The organism is Nocardia sp. NPDC088792 (assembly GCF_044750615.1).
Lineage (GTDB): Bacteria > Actinomycetota > Actinomycetes > Mycobacteriales > Mycobacteriaceae > Nocardia.
In genome coordinates, this window is record NZ_JBIVKC010000006.1 from 761,550 (window position 1) to 778,913 (window position 17,364).

The 17,364-nt window shown below is 64.3% G+C and carries 17 protein-coding genes; 7 read left to right on the forward strand and 10 right to left on the reverse strand.

From position 1 onward, the window contains the following. Positions 1-105: 105 nt before the first annotated feature. Positions 106-510 carry an SRPBCC family protein gene (locus ACIP5Y_RS39780; protein WP_400358006.1) on the forward strand — a complete coding sequence of 135 codons (405 nt, stop codon included), beginning with the start codon at positions 106-108 and terminating at the stop codon, positions 508-510. A gap of 32 nt (positions 511-542) precedes the next feature. On the opposite strand, the gene ACIP5Y_RS39785 is transcribed toward ACIP5Y_RS39780, so the two are convergent. The 6 genes from ACIP5Y_RS39785 to ACIP5Y_RS39810 all read right to left on the reverse strand — a co-directional run bounded on the left by ACIP5Y_RS39785 (position 543) and on the right by ACIP5Y_RS39810 (position 6,874). Beyond that, the gene (locus tag ACIP5Y_RS39785) at positions 543-1,625 is read right to left on the reverse strand and encodes an NAD(P)-dependent alcohol dehydrogenase (protein ID WP_400358008.1); all 1,083 of its coding nucleotides are present in this window, start codon (positions 1,623-1,625) and stop codon (positions 543-545) included. A 154-nt stretch (positions 1,626-1,779) separates the two neighbouring features. Further along, the gene (locus ACIP5Y_RS39790; RefSeq protein ID WP_400358010.1) at positions 1,780-2,442 is read right to left on the reverse strand and encodes a response regulator; all 663 of its coding nucleotides are present in this window, start codon (positions 2,440-2,442) and stop codon (positions 1,780-1,782) included. A gap of 10 nt (positions 2,443-2,452) precedes the next feature. Next, complete coding sequence (locus ACIP5Y_RS39795; protein WP_400358012.1) at positions 2,453-3,589, reverse strand: sensor histidine kinase; 1,137 nt, start codon at positions 3,587-3,589, stop codon at positions 2,453-2,455. An 80-nt stretch (positions 3,590-3,669) separates the two neighbouring features. Beyond that, the gene (locus ACIP5Y_RS39800) at positions 3,670-4,137 is read right to left on the reverse strand and encodes a hypothetical protein (protein ID WP_400358014.1); all 468 of its coding nucleotides are present in this window, start codon (positions 4,135-4,137) and stop codon (positions 3,670-3,672) included. Between the two features lie 441 nt (positions 4,138-4,578). Continuing rightward, positions 4,579-5,712 (reverse strand): 3-oxoacyl-[acyl-carrier-protein] synthase III C-terminal domain-containing protein, encoded by a 1,134-nt coding sequence (locus ACIP5Y_RS39805; protein WP_400358016.1) that lies wholly within the window; start codon positions 5,710-5,712, stop codon positions 4,579-4,581. 478 nt (positions 5,713-6,190) lie between these two features. Then, positions 6,191-6,874 (reverse strand): SMI1/KNR4 family protein, encoded by a 684-nt coding sequence (locus ACIP5Y_RS39810; protein WP_400358018.1) that lies wholly within the window; start codon positions 6,872-6,874, stop codon positions 6,191-6,193. Between the two features lie 426 nt (positions 6,875-7,300). Between ACIP5Y_RS39810 and ACIP5Y_RS39815 the strand changes: the two genes are divergently transcribed. Both ACIP5Y_RS39815 and ACIP5Y_RS39820 read left to right on the forward strand, forming a co-directional pair. Further along, positions 7,301-8,401, forward strand: coding sequence for a hypothetical protein (locus ACIP5Y_RS39815; RefSeq protein WP_400358020.1), 1,101 nt, complete (start codon positions 7,301-7,303; stop codon positions 8,399-8,401). Positions 8,402-8,711: 310 nt separating this feature from the next. Beyond that, positions 8,712-9,164: a DUF4279 domain-containing protein gene (locus ACIP5Y_RS39820; protein ID WP_400358022.1), complete on the forward strand. Its 453-nt coding sequence runs from the start codon at positions 8,712-8,714 to the stop codon at positions 9,162-9,164. Between the two features lie 118 nt (positions 9,165-9,282). Here the strand turns inward: ACIP5Y_RS39820 and ACIP5Y_RS39825 are convergent, their stop codons facing one another. Further along, entirely contained in the window at positions 9,283-10,446 is a 1,164-nt protein-coding gene (locus tag ACIP5Y_RS39825; RefSeq protein WP_400358024.1) for an MFS transporter, read from the reverse strand. Positions 10,447-10,552: 106 nt separating this feature from the next. On the opposite strand from ACIP5Y_RS39825, the gene ACIP5Y_RS39830 reads away from it, so the two are divergent. After that, on the forward strand, positions 10,553-11,044 hold the full coding sequence (locus ACIP5Y_RS39830; protein ID WP_400358089.1) for an Lrp/AsnC family transcriptional regulator: 492 nt from the start codon (positions 10,553-10,555) through the stop codon (positions 11,042-11,044). Positions 11,045-11,523: 479 nt separating this feature from the next. Beyond that, the gene (locus ACIP5Y_RS39835) at positions 11,524-12,057 is read left to right on the forward strand and encodes a hypothetical protein (protein WP_400358026.1); all 534 of its coding nucleotides are present in this window, start codon (positions 11,524-11,526) and stop codon (positions 12,055-12,057) included. A 577-nt stretch (positions 12,058-12,634) separates the two neighbouring features. On the opposite strand, the gene ACIP5Y_RS39840 is transcribed toward ACIP5Y_RS39835, so the two are convergent. After that, positions 12,635-13,471: a hypothetical protein gene (locus ACIP5Y_RS39840; protein WP_400358028.1), complete on the reverse strand. Its 837-nt coding sequence runs from the start codon at positions 13,469-13,471 to the stop codon at positions 12,635-12,637. Between the two features lie 178 nt (positions 13,472-13,649). Then, complete coding sequence (locus tag ACIP5Y_RS39845) at positions 13,650-14,126, reverse strand: Lrp/AsnC family transcriptional regulator (RefSeq protein ID WP_400358029.1); 477 nt, start codon at positions 14,124-14,126, stop codon at positions 13,650-13,652. 106 nt (positions 14,127-14,232) lie between these two features. Here ACIP5Y_RS39845 and ACIP5Y_RS39850 point away from each other — a divergent pair, with 106 nt between their 5' ends. Both ACIP5Y_RS39850 and ACIP5Y_RS39855 read left to right on the forward strand, forming a co-directional pair. Next, the gene (locus ACIP5Y_RS39850; RefSeq protein WP_400358031.1) at positions 14,233-14,787 is read left to right on the forward strand and encodes an RBBP9/YdeN family alpha/beta hydrolase; all 555 of its coding nucleotides are present in this window, start codon (positions 14,233-14,235) and stop codon (positions 14,785-14,787) included. Between the two features lie 418 nt (positions 14,788-15,205). Beyond that, a complete protein-coding gene (locus tag ACIP5Y_RS39855; protein ID WP_400358032.1) occupies positions 15,206-15,904 on the forward strand; it encodes a hypothetical protein in 699 nt (232 codons plus the stop codon). Between the two features lie 170 nt (positions 15,905-16,074). Here the strand turns inward: ACIP5Y_RS39855 and ACIP5Y_RS39860 are convergent, their stop codons facing one another. Beyond that, on the reverse strand, positions 16,075-17,049 hold the full coding sequence (locus tag ACIP5Y_RS39860) for a hypothetical protein (RefSeq protein WP_400358034.1): 975 nt from the start codon (positions 17,047-17,049) through the stop codon (positions 16,075-16,077). Positions 17,050-17,364: the final 315 nt, after the last annotated feature.

A 17,364-nucleotide genomic window follows, 5' to 3' on the forward strand; every position in this document is an offset into this window, starting at 1 on the left:
CCATCGGAACGAGAGACGTCTGATCGAAAATTCCTATGGCACTGCTGCTTCCGCGGCCCGGTTGCCATGATCGGATCACGGTTCCGGATACGGAAGGGCAATGCCATGGCTTCGATCTCCCGAGAGATCCTCATCGATGTCGCGCCGCAGGAGGTGTGGGCGGTAGTCGCAGACTTCGTCGAGGGCCCGCTCCGGATGGCCCCCGGCCTGGTCACCGCCGGCACCGACATGGGTGAGGGTGTTCGTGAAGTGGCCTTCGCCCATGGCACCGTGGCTCGCGAACGCCTCATCACCCTCGACAACGAAGCCCGTCGCCTCGTCTACTCGGTCATCGGCGGGAGCGCGACGCCATTGCACGACAACGCGGTCATGCAGGTCTATCCCCACGGCGACAACGCCACCCGTCTCACGTGGACCCGCGACATCCTCCCCGACGCCATGGCCACCCCCTTCACCGCCACCATGGACCAGGCCCTGATCGTCTTCAAGAAAACAATCGAATCCGCCTGAGCCACAACCGAAGTAACCGCCCGCACGCGGCATTAGGTTCGGGTTGTGTCGCCGCTTCGGCTGGACCATATGGTGATGGCGATTTTGCCGCGGGCGCGGTGGCTGCTCATATGGGCCATCGCCGCGGCGGCCTCGGCCAGCGGGTAAGTCTTCTCGATGATCACCTTGAGATCGCCGGGGACCAGGAGAGCTGCGAGTGCTCCGAGGTTGTCGCGGTTCGGAACGCAGGTGACGGTGCGGACGTCGGTGGAACCCCAACGCGTCATCAGCAGGGCCCGTCCGATCCTGGGCATGCTGCCGAGCAGACCGCGGGCCTCGCCGAGGCTGTTTGGGATCAAGATTCCGCCCGGGGTCAGTAGACGGGCGGTGACCGCGGGCGAATGGTTCAAGACGTTGTCGAGAATGACGTCGTAGCGTTGCGGGCCGCGGGTGAAGTCTTCCCTGGTGTAGTCGATGACGTGATCGGCGCCGAGCGACTGGACGAACTCGATATTGCGGGTGCTGCACACGCCGGTCACCTCTGCGCCGCGTGCCTTGGCAATCTGCACCGCGAGTGTCCCGACCCCGCCCGAAGCGCCGTTGATCAGCACGCGCTTGCCCGGTGCGACCTCGCCCACGTCACGCATGGCGGTCAGGGCGGTGATGCCCGACATGACCGACGCTGCAGCCTCTTCGAAGGTCAGCTCGGCGGGCTTGGCGATCAGCCTGCACGCCGGTGCGACCGCGTATTCGGCGAAGGTGCCGGACGGTGTCGAGGCGGCGGGATCCCACGTCGATCCGAATATCTCGTCGCCGGGCTCGAATTCGGTCACGTTCGCGCCGACAGCCTGCACGATCCCGGCAATGTCGGACCCCCGCACCGGCGTTGCGGGAGTCCGCAGTCCGGACTGCAGCCGGAGAATGTAGGGCAGGCCGATCGCGGTGGCCCAGTCCGGGGTGTTGACGCTGGTGGCGCGCATCGCGACCAGCACATCGTCGGCGCCGATTGCGGGACGGGCGATTTCGTCGAGTGCGAACACTCGTTCCGGTGCTCCGTAGCCGCGCTGCACGATCGCTTTCATCTGCGCGTCCCGGTCGAACGTGGTCGGGGTGCCGGGGTTTGTCGATGACGACATGATTTCTCCTGGAGAGGGTGGGCGTTCACATCGCGCGGAGCGTGTGGCCGTACTTGAAATCGTCGTCGTCGGGCCGTCGCACCGCCTCGGGACAAAGGCTCGAATCCGGTCGGCCTGTCGGCCGGTCCGGCGATGGTACTTTCGGCCGAGCCGGTCAGCGCTTGACGCGGCGGGTCTCGTAGGCCCAGATGGCGACTTCGACCCGGTTGCGGGCGCCGAGCTTGGCCATCAGCGCGGCGATGTGGGTCTTGACCGTGCTGAGGCTGATGTGGAGTTCGGCGGCGATCTCGATATTGGTCCGCCCCTTGGCAACTGTGGCCAGAATCTGTTCCTCGCGTTCGGTCAACGGCGAGATCGGTTGCGGCGGAGCCGGATCGGGCCCGCACCCGGCGAAGGCGCCGAGCAGTCGCGCGGTAATGCTCGGCGCGATGAGGGCGTCACCGCTGGCGGCGGCATGCACGGCCTGCGCGAGCATATCCGGGCCTGCTTCCTTGAGCAGGAACCCGCGCGCGCCGGCACGCAATGCGGCATAGACGTATTCGTCGAGATCGAAGGTGGTGATCACCACCACCGCGAGCGGATCCGCGACGGCAGGTCCGGCGAGACGGCGGGTGGCGTCGATGCCGTCGACCTTCGGCATACGGATATCGAACAGGCACACGTCGGGACGCAGTTGCCGCGCAAGTTCGACAGCTTGCTGCCCGTCCGCGGCCGCGCCGACTACTTCGATGCCCGGCTGGGCGTCGAGGATCATCACCAGCCCGGTACGAACGATCTCCTGATCGTCAGCGACCAGCACACGGAGGTTTTCGCTCATAGGTCCTCACTCAGCTTGCCGCGCCGGCACGGGGGAGTACCGCGCTCACTTGCCATCCCCGATCGGGATTCGGGCCGGCCTCGCAGCTGCCGCCGAGGAGAGCAGCGCGTTCGCTCATTCCGAGCAGTCCGTAGCCGGGAAGTGCCTGGCCCAGTAAAGGATCGCCGTCATCGGACACGAGCAAACGCACCGCCGCGTCATCGATATCGACGCGGACCTGCACGCGGGTGGCGTTGCGTGCATGCCGCACAGCGTTTGTCACCGATTCCTGGGCCAGTCGATAGATCGCGGTGCCGACCGCCGCGGGCAGGTCGGCGACATCACCGGTAATCGCGACGTCCACCGGTGGTCCGTGGCCGGCGTTCCCGGCCAGGCTGCCCACATCGCCGATACCGGGACTCGGGTCGTGGTCCCCGGCCGCAGCGTCACCGCGGAGCATATGAACCATCGCGCGCATCTCACCGAGCGCGCGCGTGGCCTCCAGCTCGATCAGGCGCAGCGCGTCCACCGCCGCATCGGGCCGGGACTTGGCCGTCACCACACCCGCCTGCGCGCGAATCACCATAGCGGACACATGATTTGCGACGCTGTCGTGCAGATCGCGGGCCAGCCGCTCCCGTTCGAGCAGTTTGACCTGATCGAGTTCGCGTGTCTTCTCCCGCGCCCGATATCGCAAAGCCAGGCCGAGCGCCGCCACCGCGAACAGAATGGTCATTCCACCCGCCGCATCGACCGCCGTAGCCTCCGAAACCGCCAAAGACAAACCGGCGGCGGCCAGCACGACCACCGAGCCGAACATCACCTCACGCCCGGACCCCCACCGCACCAACGCGAACGGCAACAACACCAGCACCCCCAGACTGCGCAAGCCCGCCTGTTCCCCACCGGCCAGCACCGCCTCGACCACCGACACCACGGAAGCGATCGTCACCATCTCCGACGGCCGGCTCCGCCGCCACAACAACGTCGGCACCACCGCGACCGCGAACGCAACCTGCGGCACCCGATGCGGAAGGCCCTGCCGCACTATCCCTTCCAGCACCACCAACCCCACGAACACCCCGACCAGCACCCAATCCCACCGTGTTCGCCGCGGTGGATCCGGTGCCCCGGGCTCGTCCCACAGCGAACGCAAAAGGTGCCGCACGACTCCAATTCTACGAAAACACCCTGGGCTCGCTGCCAAAAGTCTGATGTCACTCGCGACGGAATTCGCTGTGCCGGCAGTTATCGGGACAGGGCAATGCACTCTGCCGGATTGTTCCAGTCAAGCACGCATACCGGTACGGCCAGGGCGATACCGATGAGGACACCGATCATCAGAGCCCATGTCGACTTTCGATACCTGACCGGGACAACATGTTTCGACTGCACGCGCAGATGGCTCCCGGCGACCACGAGGGTGTGCACCATTGCGGCCGCGCCGAAGGCGAGCGTGGCCGCCCACATTGCCAGCAGCGCGCACATTCGGGTATCCGGAAGATCTCCGGCCGGGACGTACCCCAGGAACGGTGCGATCCCGGTGTCCTGCAGCGCAAGCAGCCAGAACAACGACCACATGATCACCAGCGGCCACAAAGGCCGCAGGACCCGCCGTAACCCGGACTCCGCGGCGAGATCGCCCCGTCGTCGGGCACCTTCGGTGACGACGACCGCCACCGTCAGCGCCGCCGCGACGACGAGTTCCAGGATCAACAGTCGATGAGTCGCCGCATCCGCGTACGGGTAGGAGGTGCACTGCCTCTCAACGCGAACGGGAACGGTGAACAAACCGTAGGCACACCCAACCGCCCATATACCTCCTGCCAGACCCAGCAATACGCGGCGGAGCTGTCGTAACCACCCCCATGCATTGGTCCGGGCCCGAGTTGCGATCGCCATCTCACCCCGCACCGAAGAAACATTGAGCTGTAGCCGATTTCGTACCGGCAGACCGGAGCATATGCGTCATCGCCACGGTTCGACCACCAAATCCGGGGCAGCTCGAGGAGTCAACCAAACCGGAGGCAGTCACCTACTGGGTAGCGAACCCCGACCACGAACCGCTGCGTCTCGAGAAGTCGACAGTTGAATAGGCGAGCTCACCAGTCCGGAACCCCAGGACTCGACACCGGGGACGATCGACTCAGCCAGAACCTAGCGGGATTCCGGTGCAGACACCGCGGTGAGGTGCATGAAGGAGACTGCGAATCGGCCGGATTCGGGGACCATGCACAGGAGTGTGTCGCCGGGCTTGATCAGGCCGTCGGTCAGCATCTCGTCGAGGATGACGAAAATGGAGGCGCTGCCGATGTTTCCGACTCTGGTCAGGTTGCTGTACCACATCTCGGGGCGTCCGGCCCAGATACCGCGGCGGTCGAGCTCGTCGAGCACCATGGTCTTCATGCGCTCGCTCGAGTAGTGGGCGGGGAACCACGTCACCTGCTCGGGATCGAATTTGCGCATGCCCCACAGGCGTTCATACTCGTCGACGCCGACGCGCACCAGGTGCGGCAGCATGGTGAGGCGCTGACGTAGGTGCAGCGCGCCGTCGGCGGCGGCCTGCAGCGATGTCGGATAGTCCATCCAGCTCTTCACGACCGTGTTGTCCGCGGAGCCGAGGAACATGCACGTCTTCTCGGTGTTCGCGTACGAGGTCAGCGTGATCCAGTCGATGCGCAGGCTGATCCCGGAGGCTGCGGGCGTGTCCTGGATGACCGCCGCGCCGGCGCCGTCGGAGAGCATGTAGCGCAGGAACGCCGCCTCCATCGGGATCGCCCCGCGCTCGGTGTCGAGTTCCTGGTAACGGGAGCTCTTCAGGATGCGGGAGGCGAGTTCGCTGGCCACGGTTACCGCGGTGCGCTTCTCGCCGATCGCCACCTGCAGGTAGGCGTTCTTCAACGCCATCATTCCGGAACTGCAGATGCCGTGGGCGGTGGAGATCTCGAGGGGACCGTAGCCGAGTTCGCCGTGCACCATGCTGGCGAATCCCGGGGCGACCACGTCCGCCACCGTGGTCGCGGCCGTGAGCAGTTCGATGTCGTTGCCGCCGAGTCCGGCTCGCTCGACAGCTTCGTGCACCGCGCCGGCTGCCATCGCCGCGTTCGAGATGATCGTCTGCTGCTTCTTGTCGATCGCGTAGTGGCGTGTCTTGATGCCGCAGTTGGCCAGGGTCCGGTCCTTGAGAGCCGAAGACGCGCGGCCCACCGTCCCGAGATAGTCCTCGATCTCCTCGTTGGACACCGGATCTCCCGGAAGGAACCTGCCGGTGGCCGTGATGTACGCACTCATATCGAAGCTCCAAGAAGACTAGGCGAATCTCCGCGAACAACACTGTACGCAGAGAACCGAACGAGTTGAAATACGAATAGTTCAGTTCAGGCTTGCTCGCAGAAAGTTAGTCAACGACGCCTTCACGGCACGAGACAATGAAATTCAGGGCACCAGAAGCGATGGGGCTCGCAGCGAATTCCCGGTTAGCGCTCAGGCTGGGCGCGGTGTTCGTCGGCCTGCACCGCCACCGCCGCGGCGAAAAGGTAACGGTCGCAACAGGGTAACGAGGTTCCTGGGTGGGTGCCGTCAATGGTGAGTCCTGTCGCAGCCAAGCAGCTATCGATGAGCGTGGACCTGTATTGGATGTGTCGAGGGCCGTGGCGCAGGGCCCTGCGCCACGCTGGCCGGTTCGCTCAGCGCGGTCAGCGGCATTATCGTTCATTCGTTTCGAGTGAAGTCAGCATGGAAAGGTGCGATGCGGAACGTCTTGCGCTGATTACACGGCGTCGGGTATTTGGTTGGTGATTTCGGCTTCGCTTCGGTCCAGCCACCGCCGATACCACTGGGCAAAGCCCAGCCTGGCTCCGGCGCCATCGACCAAGGGCTCGAAACCACGATCGTCGGCGGTGTTGTCGGCCCACATCTGCCCTCGCGCCTCCCCGCTCACCACGAGCACTTCGCGTTGTGCGCAACCCAGATGACACAGATAGAGCAGCCCGATCGAATGCTGTGGCCGGTAGACGATCTCGTCGTGCGTCTCCCAATATGCGTCCTCGGCAGTGTTGAAGGTTTCGACCGAGTCGAAGTCCTGCTCGTCGGGAGGATCGGGGAGCTCGTCTGCCGGGTTGAACGCCTCGACGTACGGGAAGGGTTGCGCGAGCGTGTCCAACACGGTCAGGTCCGCGCCGTCACCCTCCCAGCACCATCGCCCCTCCCTCCGGCCGAGGGTGAACAGCCCATAGCCCGGCCCGGCCCCGCCGCGGCCGACGGCCAGGAGAAACGCTCGATACTCTGGCGGCAGTACCACCCCCACCTGGTTCTCGATCTCACCTAATTCGGCAATACTCAGCGGCGCCTCGAGAGACCACCGATGCCCGCCCGCCCCGAAAACCTCGTGCGCGCCGGCCGCTTCAGCAAGACACGCGATCCTACGGGGGACGTCCGACCAGTCATACGTCATGAACCGCACCGTATCCCGGGGAGCAAAACGACGGGTTGTCCGGGGAATTCGAACCGCACGGGGCGGGCGATATGGGGCGTTCGGTCGGCCCCGGATCGACAGTCCCAGTTGATCTTCCAGGTTCTGAGCCGGCCGGTTCGATCAGCGCGATCTGCGGCAGATTAGTGTGTTTCCGTGACTGAGATCGTGCCATCGCCGTTCACGCTGTATCCCCCACTGTTGAACTGAATGCGCGGGTCGCGGCCAAATCACGCGGGTTGCGTGCGCGGGACGCCGGTGACCTCGGATACGCGGATGTGGGCGAGGCGGGTGGCGTGACCGAACGACCCGATCAATTCGCTCGAGTTGCCAATCCGTTTGCCAAGCCCTCCAATGCCTGTCACGATCGGCTCCCATGATCGCAAGAATCGAGTTCTCCACCGCGCGATGAGCGCGCCCACCGGCTCTGCCCAGCCCAGCCGAAAAACCACCTTCTACAACCACGCGCTTGCTCTTGCACGCAGGTACCCGGGCATTCCACTGCCCCATGAGGGCAGACCATATCCGGACGTCGACCGCCGCGATCCCCGCCACGGGAGTGACGACGAATCTGACTTCCAGGGCACCCGCACGAGCCGACTCATCGACGAATACTTCAGTGTCCCAACCGAACACCGCGACATCGCACGACTCTGTCACGAGGTCACCGAGTACGACATCGAGAGTGCTCTGTGGCCATCGATCGCGGCGGCAATCAGTCGCGCGGACCCCGGCCAGGCCCGCGAGCTCGGCCGCTATCTCACCCGCACCAGCACCGATCAGAACCCGACCGTGCTCGGCATGGCAATGCTCGCCGTCATCGGAACCGAACAAGACGTCCCGCTCATCCAGACGATCGGATTGCTGTCCAATACCTTCGGACTTCTCGCCTCCCAGGCTCTTGCCCGGCTCCCCGATGCCACGACGAACCTGATCTGGCTCGCCGACCGCACCGCGGGCTGGGGTCGGGTGTACCTGGTCTACGCCCTCTGCGAGCTAGGCGACCCCGCAGCCGAGCCGTGGCTGCTGCGCAAGGCTTGCGATGGGGACTACCTGAACGGCGAATTCGCCTACAAGGTTGCCTGCGCCGCACCGATCCACGAAGCGATAGCAGCACCGGACGCCGACGAGGCCCTTATTGACCACACCGGAGACCTGATATCCACCCTGGCCTGGTGTGACGGCATAGGTGGCACCCTCTGGGACTACGAACACGCCGAACAGGTTCTCACCCACTACCTCTCACACGTACGTGGACTCGCTCCAAGCCCGGATCGGTATCGCTGGGTGTGGGCCCTCGCCCGTTTTCTGGACGGTCGTCCCAACGTGACTCCACCGGACTGGGCAACCCTGGAATCACTGCGAACCGGCTACTGGTCCCTGCTGACCACACCGCCATGGCATTCCATCCCAGCCGCAGCAGCCAACAGCGACAACGAACGAACTCGTGAATGGGCGTACCGCATCCTCGACGAACTCAGTCGACGTGGCGCAGAGCGCGGCGAATGACTATGCAGCAACCGCACCGCCGCATCGGTCCGCGGATTCTGACGGGAATCGGCAGAGGCGTACAATCAGCCGGCATCAGATCCGCACGGCCGGTTGATCTTCCGCCTTACCCGCGTTGGCCGACTCGATCAGCGCGACCAGCGGCATGTAGGGATATCTGCGTCGCCAGACGTACGGCTAGGCGGTTTGGTCAGCGCGGGGCATTGGGAGATCGGTGCGTTCGGCGGCGGTACGCCTACTGGGCTCGCGCGGTTCTGCGGGTTGTCGAAATGCATTCGCCTCGTTCAGAGCAACCTGCGAGGGTGAGGGCGTGCCAGACAAGGTAAAGCGGCGGTCTCCATCGGAGGACAGGAAATGGACGGCAGGGTCGATTCGCCTGTCGAGTCGGACGGTCAGCGCGGGTGAGATCTCTGCTCGGCTGGGAATCATGGCCGATGAGCAGTTCGAGCGGGGCAGCCTGATCAGTCCCCGAAATCCGGCCGGTGCTCGACGCGAGTACAACGTATGGATCCGGCGCAGTGGCCTGGCCAACGACAGCGATCTCGCTGACCATGTCCGGGTGTTGGTCGGACTATTGGATGGGCGCCGCGCGGAGTTGGCTGCTTTGTCCGTCGATTGCGACGTGGAGTTCCTTCTCGGTTTCGGCAGCGGAAACGGTCAGGGCGGCTGCGTGCTGCCCGGATCGCTGCTTGCCGATATCGCGACGTTTGGGCTCGACATCGTGCTCGACCTGTATCCGCCTGGAGCGCCTGGAGACTGCTGAAACGACTCCAAAGTAATTGAGGCTCGCGAGGAGTGGTTCTTGGAGCCACGAAGGTCCGCTTGATCTACGGCACCGAATGATCGACTTCATCCAAATTTATGTGATCTACCTACCTGATTCATCGCCTCGCTGAGCGGGCCAGAGCGATGACCGGCACCGTGAGCGCCGCGAGGGATAGCGCTGCCAGCAGGCCGTAGCCGCCGACCGCGAAACCTGCGGTGGATGCCGCTGTGGCCAGGGCCGATCCGCCCCACACGCGCGATTCCACCGCTCCCTCCAGTCGCATCTGCTCCACGTCGGGCAGGTTGCCCGAGATCAGATTGCTCGCACCGATGTATGCGAGATTCCAGCCGTAGCCGAGGAGGAACAGTACGAGCGCGAGTGGGACCCCGCCGACCGTCGTGACCACGATCGTCGCGACCGACGAGATGGCAAGCAGCGCAATGCCGGTGGCGATGAGTGCTCGTCCGCCGAAACGATCGCAGAGCAGCCCCGACAGCGGCGCGAGCGCGAACATGCCGAACGTGTGCGCGGAGATCATCGTGCCGACCGTATGCAGGCCGTGGCCGTGCTGGTGGATGGCGACCGGGGCGGCGGTCATGATCGTCGTCATCACTATCTGCGCGACCAGCATCGTGGCCAGGGGCAGCCGCATGGGTGGCAGGCGTGCCGGTCGTCCCGGCAAGACACTGCGGGAGCCGCGTGGCAATGTGGTCGCGGCCAGCGCCGCCAGCGCCACTGCGATCGCACCCAGCAGGAACACGCCCGTTGGTGCCGGTCGGCTCGCCGCTGTGGCCGCCGCCGACACCGGGACCAGCAACAGCGGACCACCCACGGCCCCAATGGTTCCCGCCCACACCACCACGGCCAGCACGATCCCGGAACGACCCGGTCGCACGTCGGCGGCGACGTAGCGGGACAGCTGCGCAGCCGAGTTCCCGACGCCCAGCAGCAGCAAGCCCGCGATGAGCAGCCACACCGTCGCGGAGGACAGCACCGCGAGCACGCCGCCGACGGTCCCGATCGCATACCCGGACACCAGGCCCGCCCGGCGACCCCAGCGCGCCATGATCGCGGTCAGCGCCGCGGCCCCGATCGCGGTACCGACCACGCCCGCCGCACTCGGCAGGCCCGACCATCCTGGTCCCAGATCGTCAGCGGCGACGAGTGTGCCCATCGTGCTAGCGGTGACCATTGCCAGGCTCATCGCTGCCGCGCCGGTGAAAAGCGCCACCAGCCAACGGCGTTCGACTACCGGTGCGGTTGTCTCGATTGTGGTCATGCGAGAAACGCTAGAAGCCGGAAGGGCGCCGAAGAATAAGATAACCAAGGACATTCGGCCGCTGCGGTTGCCGATCGCAACGGGTTCGGGAGGTTTCGGCTTGCAGGTGAACAAACCCCTCGACGAGCTCGACTGGCGCATCCTCGCCGAGCTGCAAGCCGACGGCCGGCTGTCCTACAACCAGCTCGCCCGCCGGGTCCATCTGTCCGCACCCGCGGTGGCCGATCGGGTACGCCGCCTGGAGGAGTCGGGCGTGATCACCGGATACGAGGCCCGCGTCGACCCGCGACGCACCGGACTGCCGGTGCTGGCATTCATCCAATTGCGATGCGCGCTGGGCAGGTGCCTGCTGAAAACCAGTACGGCCGAGGCGTATCCGGAGGTTGCGGAGGTGCACAAGCTCAGCGGCGCGCACTGCACCCTGCTCAAGATCCGGGCCGCGTCGCTACAGCATTTCGAGGGGCTGGCCGAGCGTATCGGCGAGCACGGCACGATCGAGACCCACATCGTGCTGTCCACTCAGTACGAAGCGCGGTCGATCGTCCCGGTGGATATCGATCGCCCGGTAAGCAACCCGACGGGCTGGCCACACGCGTAATCGACGCGTGTGGCCAGAATCCCGTGGCTAGGGCGTACCCCGAACCAGCTCGACAGCGCTTCCCACAGGGCACGACACACGCAGACTGCCGCCCGATGTCAGCCTCAGATGGCCAGGGCCGGTTGACCTTAGGAGATGCTGCGCTGAACGGTTCAGTCAGCGCGCCGTGCGGCAATACAGTGCGTTCGCCAGGCCGCGGTTATCTCGGGCTCGTTGAGCTTTTCGGCGCGGAGAGCCGTGGCAGCGCGTGCAGCATACGTGACGATCAGAGGAACTGAGTCGATATGAAGGTCGACGGCTGCATGGCGACGAGCGTTCGAACGGAAAACCTGTGAAATCATGGCTAATTCAGGGCAGCATGTGATGGGGTTGTCTGTAGATCGGTGGTGGTCACGGGTGTCGAGGACCGCCCCTGAGAAGGATCCGAATCTGGCGCTGGTTCCAGCATCGGAGCTCGATGAGTTAGGCGGACCGGTGCAATGAACATCGTATTCCACCCGGCCAGAATGTGCTTGCAGAACGCTCTCATATCCTTTGCCGAGGCCGGCCGCGCACGGCCGGATAAATACGGTGGGCATCTGCTATCTGCCGCGTCCTTCGCTCATGGGATGTTGGCGATCGTTGGCATGCAAGTCGGGGGTGATGATGGCACCATCACCGCAGACGATCTCGCCCTGTTCTGGCCTGCAGCGGTGGAACTCATCGCGGCGAGTGAAACCGGTCTGTGCTGGTACATCGACGACGCCGTGGAGTGCGCGATGCATTGCGCGTGCACCGATGAATGGGAAGACGTCTGCATTGCCCGGACGGCTATCCAACTTGTGCTGACCTCCTGCCCGGAGGCGGGCGGATTGTTCGGTCGAGAAGAATACGAGTTGCTTGCGGACATGGACGAAACCCTGCGCAGCCAGGCAGCATTCGTCGATTCGCTTCCGGAACCCGGAATCTCGGCGAATATACCTGCAGATCACTGGTGGTGGCGACTGCCGACTCCGGATGAGGATGCGGACTGATTGTGCGCATCGTCTTGTCGGATAGTGAGGGACCGAGATGTATCCGTATCGGCATCCGCCGATGTCACTCAGCGCACGCTATAGGAACCAATCGGTATCCAGTAGGTTCGAACCGTGTCCTGTCAAGGTACGGGCATGCCGGGATCGGTAGGCTCGCATTGCGAGGCGAGATCGCGAAGCTGACATCCGATACCGACTCGGTCCGACCGGCAGCTGGTTCGATGATGACTTCGTACTGGCAGATCACGAGTGGGCGGCCCAACCCGAAACACTCTGAAGGATAAATACCGACCTCAAATCTGAAGCCCAACTAGCGCTCACACCACTTAGCATCCTGCATTCGGCTGCTGCGTTCGGCTGGCCCTGGATCAGCAGTCCCAGTTGATCTTCCAGATCCTGGGCCGGCCGGTTCGGTCAGCGCGGTCTACGGCCGGTGAGAGACTGGTGTGAGGATCGGATCCCGGCCAGGATTTGATCTAGGTGCCCGGTGGGATGCTCCTCAGCGGTTGCGCACCGTCCTCGCCTTCGACACGAACCAACCAGGGCTGCTGACCGTGCCGGCGAAGGCTCGGTCGATCTAGTCTCTGTCCTTGTGGCTGAGGACAACCGCGACTCTGCCGTCGTTCTTGATTTCTACCCATGTGCAGGCCTGATACGAATCGAGTATCCAGCCTTGATGCCGGCAGGAGCCTTTCCATGTACTGGAATCGTCGGGGAAGGTTTGTTCGGGGGTGAAAGTCCATCCGTTGCTGTCGGTCAGGTACTGCCGAACCTGTTCAGCGACCTGCTCAGGTGTTTTATTCGTTCCTGCGATGTAGAAAGTCCGCTCGCAATCGGTGCCGTCGGAATCGTTGGCGCAGTTGGGGGCCACCGTCTTGGTCATCGACAGCCCCTCGGGCAGCGAGCCGATAGCGTCGGCGGGAGGCATTGTCGCCGTTCCGAGCTCCACCAGGCCCAGCGCGGTGACTGCCAGCACGACAAACCCACTGAGCAGGCAGTACAAACCCCCGAGCGTCCAACCAACGCCGATGCGCACCTTGGCGCCCCAGCCGAGCGGCACCGCTCGGGTAGGCGCCGACTCCATGATCGGCGCGACGATCAGCACCACAATGACGAATACGGCCAGCACTACGCCGACGGTGGCCTGGAAATCGGTACCGAAGACGTCATCCTGCAGCGGGATCTGAACACCGGCCACAATGGTCAGCACCGTGACCCCGGCCCATCGCCCTCTCGGGGTCTGCGCCGCCAATGCCCAGCACAGCACCGGGAACAGAAACACCAAGCAGAAAAAGAACACGAACGCACCATATTCGATGCGCCACGTCCCGCAGTGCTGACCGCCGACCTCCAGCGTGAGCCGGATTGTCCTGCCGCGAAAAAGAATTCGCGCCGTGGGCGGGCCTTCGGGCACACAGTGCCCGCCGACAAACGGGCGATGTCCCCGGCCAGTGTCCTGGTGACGTAGTGGGGTCGTCTTCCCACGACCAATCACGGGGACACCGCCCATGGCGAGCTCAGGCAGGGTGCCCAGTTCGTCCGCAGGATCAGCGCGGCACGCGGCAGAACAATGCGTTCTCGAAGCCCGTGGATCACACAGCTGTAGGGGTGGCGTGGGCCGGCGAGACGGGCTTGGTGTCGTAGGTTCGCAGTACGAGAGAGGTTGTGACGGGGCCGAATCGAGCAACAGCGTCGACGATCTGTTCCAGTCGTTCTGAGCTGGCGGCGAATACATCGAGGAAAAAGCAGTCCTCACCCGTGAGCCGGTAGGCGGTAGTGATTTCCGGGATCTGTGCGAAATGCTCCAATGCCGCGGTGAGGTGGGCATGGGTCGTGCGGACCCGGATGACCGCATGCAGGTTCAGGCCCAGTTTGGTCGGATCGACCACGGCTTGATACCCGGTGATCACCCCGGACTGTTCGAGCCGCTTGATCCGCGCGGACACCGCGGGCTGGGACAGATTGACCCGGCGACCGATCTCGGTGACACCGAGACGGGCCTCGGATTGCAGCAGGCGCAGGATGGCGTGGTCGGTCGAATCCAATGAAACCGTCGTCTGTCTGGTCATCTGCCTTCCATCCATCAGTTCGCGATGACATCAGCGACTGAATCGCACACAGTTGTTCACCGACACAGCTGTCTCACCACGTTTCGAGCAATGAAGGGCCAGAATATTGCACTACCTGATCGTCCCCGGAATCGACGACTCCGACGGCGACCACTGGCAAAGCCACTGGCAAAACGGTTGGGGAGCAGCCGCCTCCCGCATCACTCCGGCATCGTGGAGCGCTCCCGACCTCGACGACTGGATCAAGGCCGTCGATCGTGCAGTACTCGGCAGTGGATCACGCCAGACCGTAGTCGTCGCCCACAGCCTCGGATGCCTAGCAGTGACCGAATGGCTGACTCGGCAGCGTGCCGACCGGCCAGGGATAGTCGGCATGTTCCTCGTCGCGCCACCGGACAGTACCGGCCCGAATTTCCCGACGGCCGCAAAGGGATTCGCACCAACCGCCACCGGGCCACTCGGCCTGCCAGGGCTGGTCGTGTCGAGCGAGAACGACCCGTACTGCGAGCCTTCAACAGCTACCGCCCTGGCCACTGCATGGGGTCTCGATCACCTTTCCGCCGGAAGACTCGGTCACATAAACTCCGCGAGCAACCTCGCCCACTGGCGGTACGGCCGAGACCTGCTCACCGCCTTCGCCGCGGGCCTTGGTCGCGCCTAAACGCCGCACAGCCGCAACAAATCCTCGAAGTCTGCCCACTCACGAACGCACGAAAATCGGTGCAGTAGCGGACGTTCTGCCGGGCTCTAGATCGGCACGGCCGGTTGATCTTCCGCGGCTCCGCGTGGGTCACGGCAATAGCGGATGTTCCGTCAGCCGCGGTTTGGCAGGCCGACCACCGCGCGTTATATGACTACCTGCCTCCTGAGCTTCCGCCGGTTGCAATGGACTTGTATCGGTTGGTGTATCGGTCAAATCTCGCGAATCACTGTGTGCAGCAGAGAAATCGAGGAGCACATCGTATGCTGCTCTGCGGGGCGGGATGGATCTACCGATGCCCTGAAGATGATCGAGATTGGGGGCGTCGATGGCGGCAGCTCAACGTCGACAAGATGACCTGTGGTCGCAGGACACCGATGTGTTCGAGCCCATCCGCGATGACTACGCGCCCGAACCCACGCGTCGCCGACGCGCCCAGAAGCACTCGGAGCCCCGCAAATACGCGCTCATCGCTCTGGCGGCGACCATTGCGGGAGCGGCTCTCGCGGTGGGAGGTGTCCTCGTCTACGGACGAGTCACCCCGACCCGAACCGACGTTCCCAACGCCGCCCCAACCTCGGCCGTCACCATCACCGCCCAGCCCACACCGGCCACGACACCCCAGCCCGCCCAAACCACCACCGTGCAACGCTCCACCACAACCACTCGGTCCGCGAGCAATGCACCGGCCGTTTTCGGCAAATCCTGTGACGATCTCGGGCGAAGAGCGCAAGACGCGAACGGCATCCTTCTGACCTGCGATGTGTCCGGAGACTCCGGCTCCCGGTGGGTCGACGAGAACACCGTGGCCATCGGAATCCTCTGCGAACCAGAAGCGGACGGTGACATCGGCTACGCCGCCGACAACAAGACCCGACTGATCTGCCTGTATGACAAACATTCCGACAGCTACAGCTACACGAACCAGGGCCCTATTACAGCCGGGTACCACCAGCCCGGTGAGAAGTGCGACCACACCAGCCAGACGGGGACAGTCTCAACCAACGACGGAAAGGCGCTGACCTGCCAACCGGCCAGCGCCGCCTCCAACGACTGGATCTGGACACCACTGCTATGACCGATCGAGCACAGCCACACTGGCATTCGAAACGGGCGTCCAGGCAGCCGCGAATCCGCTCATCGGCAATTGCCTATGTTCCGGCCAAACGCGAACGCCCCGAGATGATCTCGGGGCGTTCAGATTCCAGCTGGACCGTCCGGCCGCTGCGAACCCCGGTCCGAGCACCCTCAGCGATGCAGGACGGCGTCGTGCAAGGCGTTCGCCGCGTTGGCCTGCCCCTGTTTCAACATGCCCTCGATCGCCCGCTCCAGCGGATCGCCGGTGGATTTGGGTCCGGGCTTCAGGAGCGCGACCTCGAGCATGCGCTGATCGGCGAAACCGGTAACCCCGCTCTCGCCGGCGCTGCGCACTTTCACCGGAGGCAACCGCACCGCGGTCGGTTTCGCGGCCGCGATGAGCATGTACCCACCGGTCGAGAATCCCTCCAGAGTGCCCAATGACCACTCCTCCAGCCGCCCCTGACTCGTCACCTTGATGCCGTAACCGGTCTGCACGCCCGCCTCCGCCTCGGTCGGCGTGTCTGTGCGCTCCGGACCTGGCAACACGCCGCCGAATGTCTGGTAGATCAGGATGTTGAGCGCCTGCGTCGGATCGGTCCCGCGGGTGATCACCACGTACTGGCTCTTCTCGAGGTCGGCGAGCCGGGTCTCCTGGTCCCGCTGCGCCCTGCTCAATGCGCTCGCCAGCCGACGATTCTCGTTGTCCGCCAATGCCGACTCACACGCGGCGGCGTCAGCTTCCCATCTCTGCACCCGCGCCGTGGCCTGCCGGGCGAGCTTGCGATAGGCAAAGGCGACGTCTTGTTCGGTATAGGTGTTCTCGAGGTCGTCGACGGCGACCTGGACCACGAGGGTGAGCAACTTGTGTAGCGCCCCAGCTGATTCGGTAGGCGGATCGACCCGACCCGCCAGCATCTTCGCCCCCTCCCTGAAGTCCTTCTGCGGAAAAGTCTCCGTACTGCCAGATTTGGTGGGATCCGTAAGAACGAGCATGGCGTACTCCGGTGCCGATTCATCAGGGGACACAACCAGTTTGCGCCGGAATCCGAACAGATACAGGCACTTTGACCGTGGCGATGCCGCACGCGTGCGGACCGACAGGTCCGCATTTATCGAGATGATCTCTGCCCGTCGAGCTTCCACATTCCTTCGCCGATGTCGTCGGTATCGCAGCGGCAGGGAGCCAGCGAAAAGCTGCGTGAGCGCTTCGAGCGTCCAGGGGCCCGAAATTGACAGCACAGCGCGATAGCGACCCTATTGAACACACTGAACTCGGCAATATGGTGCGTTCGGCCGGGCTCGGATGGACACCGCCGGTTGATCATCCGGCGCACCACGTTGGCCGGTTCGGTCAGCGCGGTCCGCGGCAAGACAGGACGTTTGTGGTGCGGTGCGCTGGGTTGTTCTACGCTCCGATAGCATTTCGGATCGTGCCGCCCCGCGCGAATCCTGCTGAGT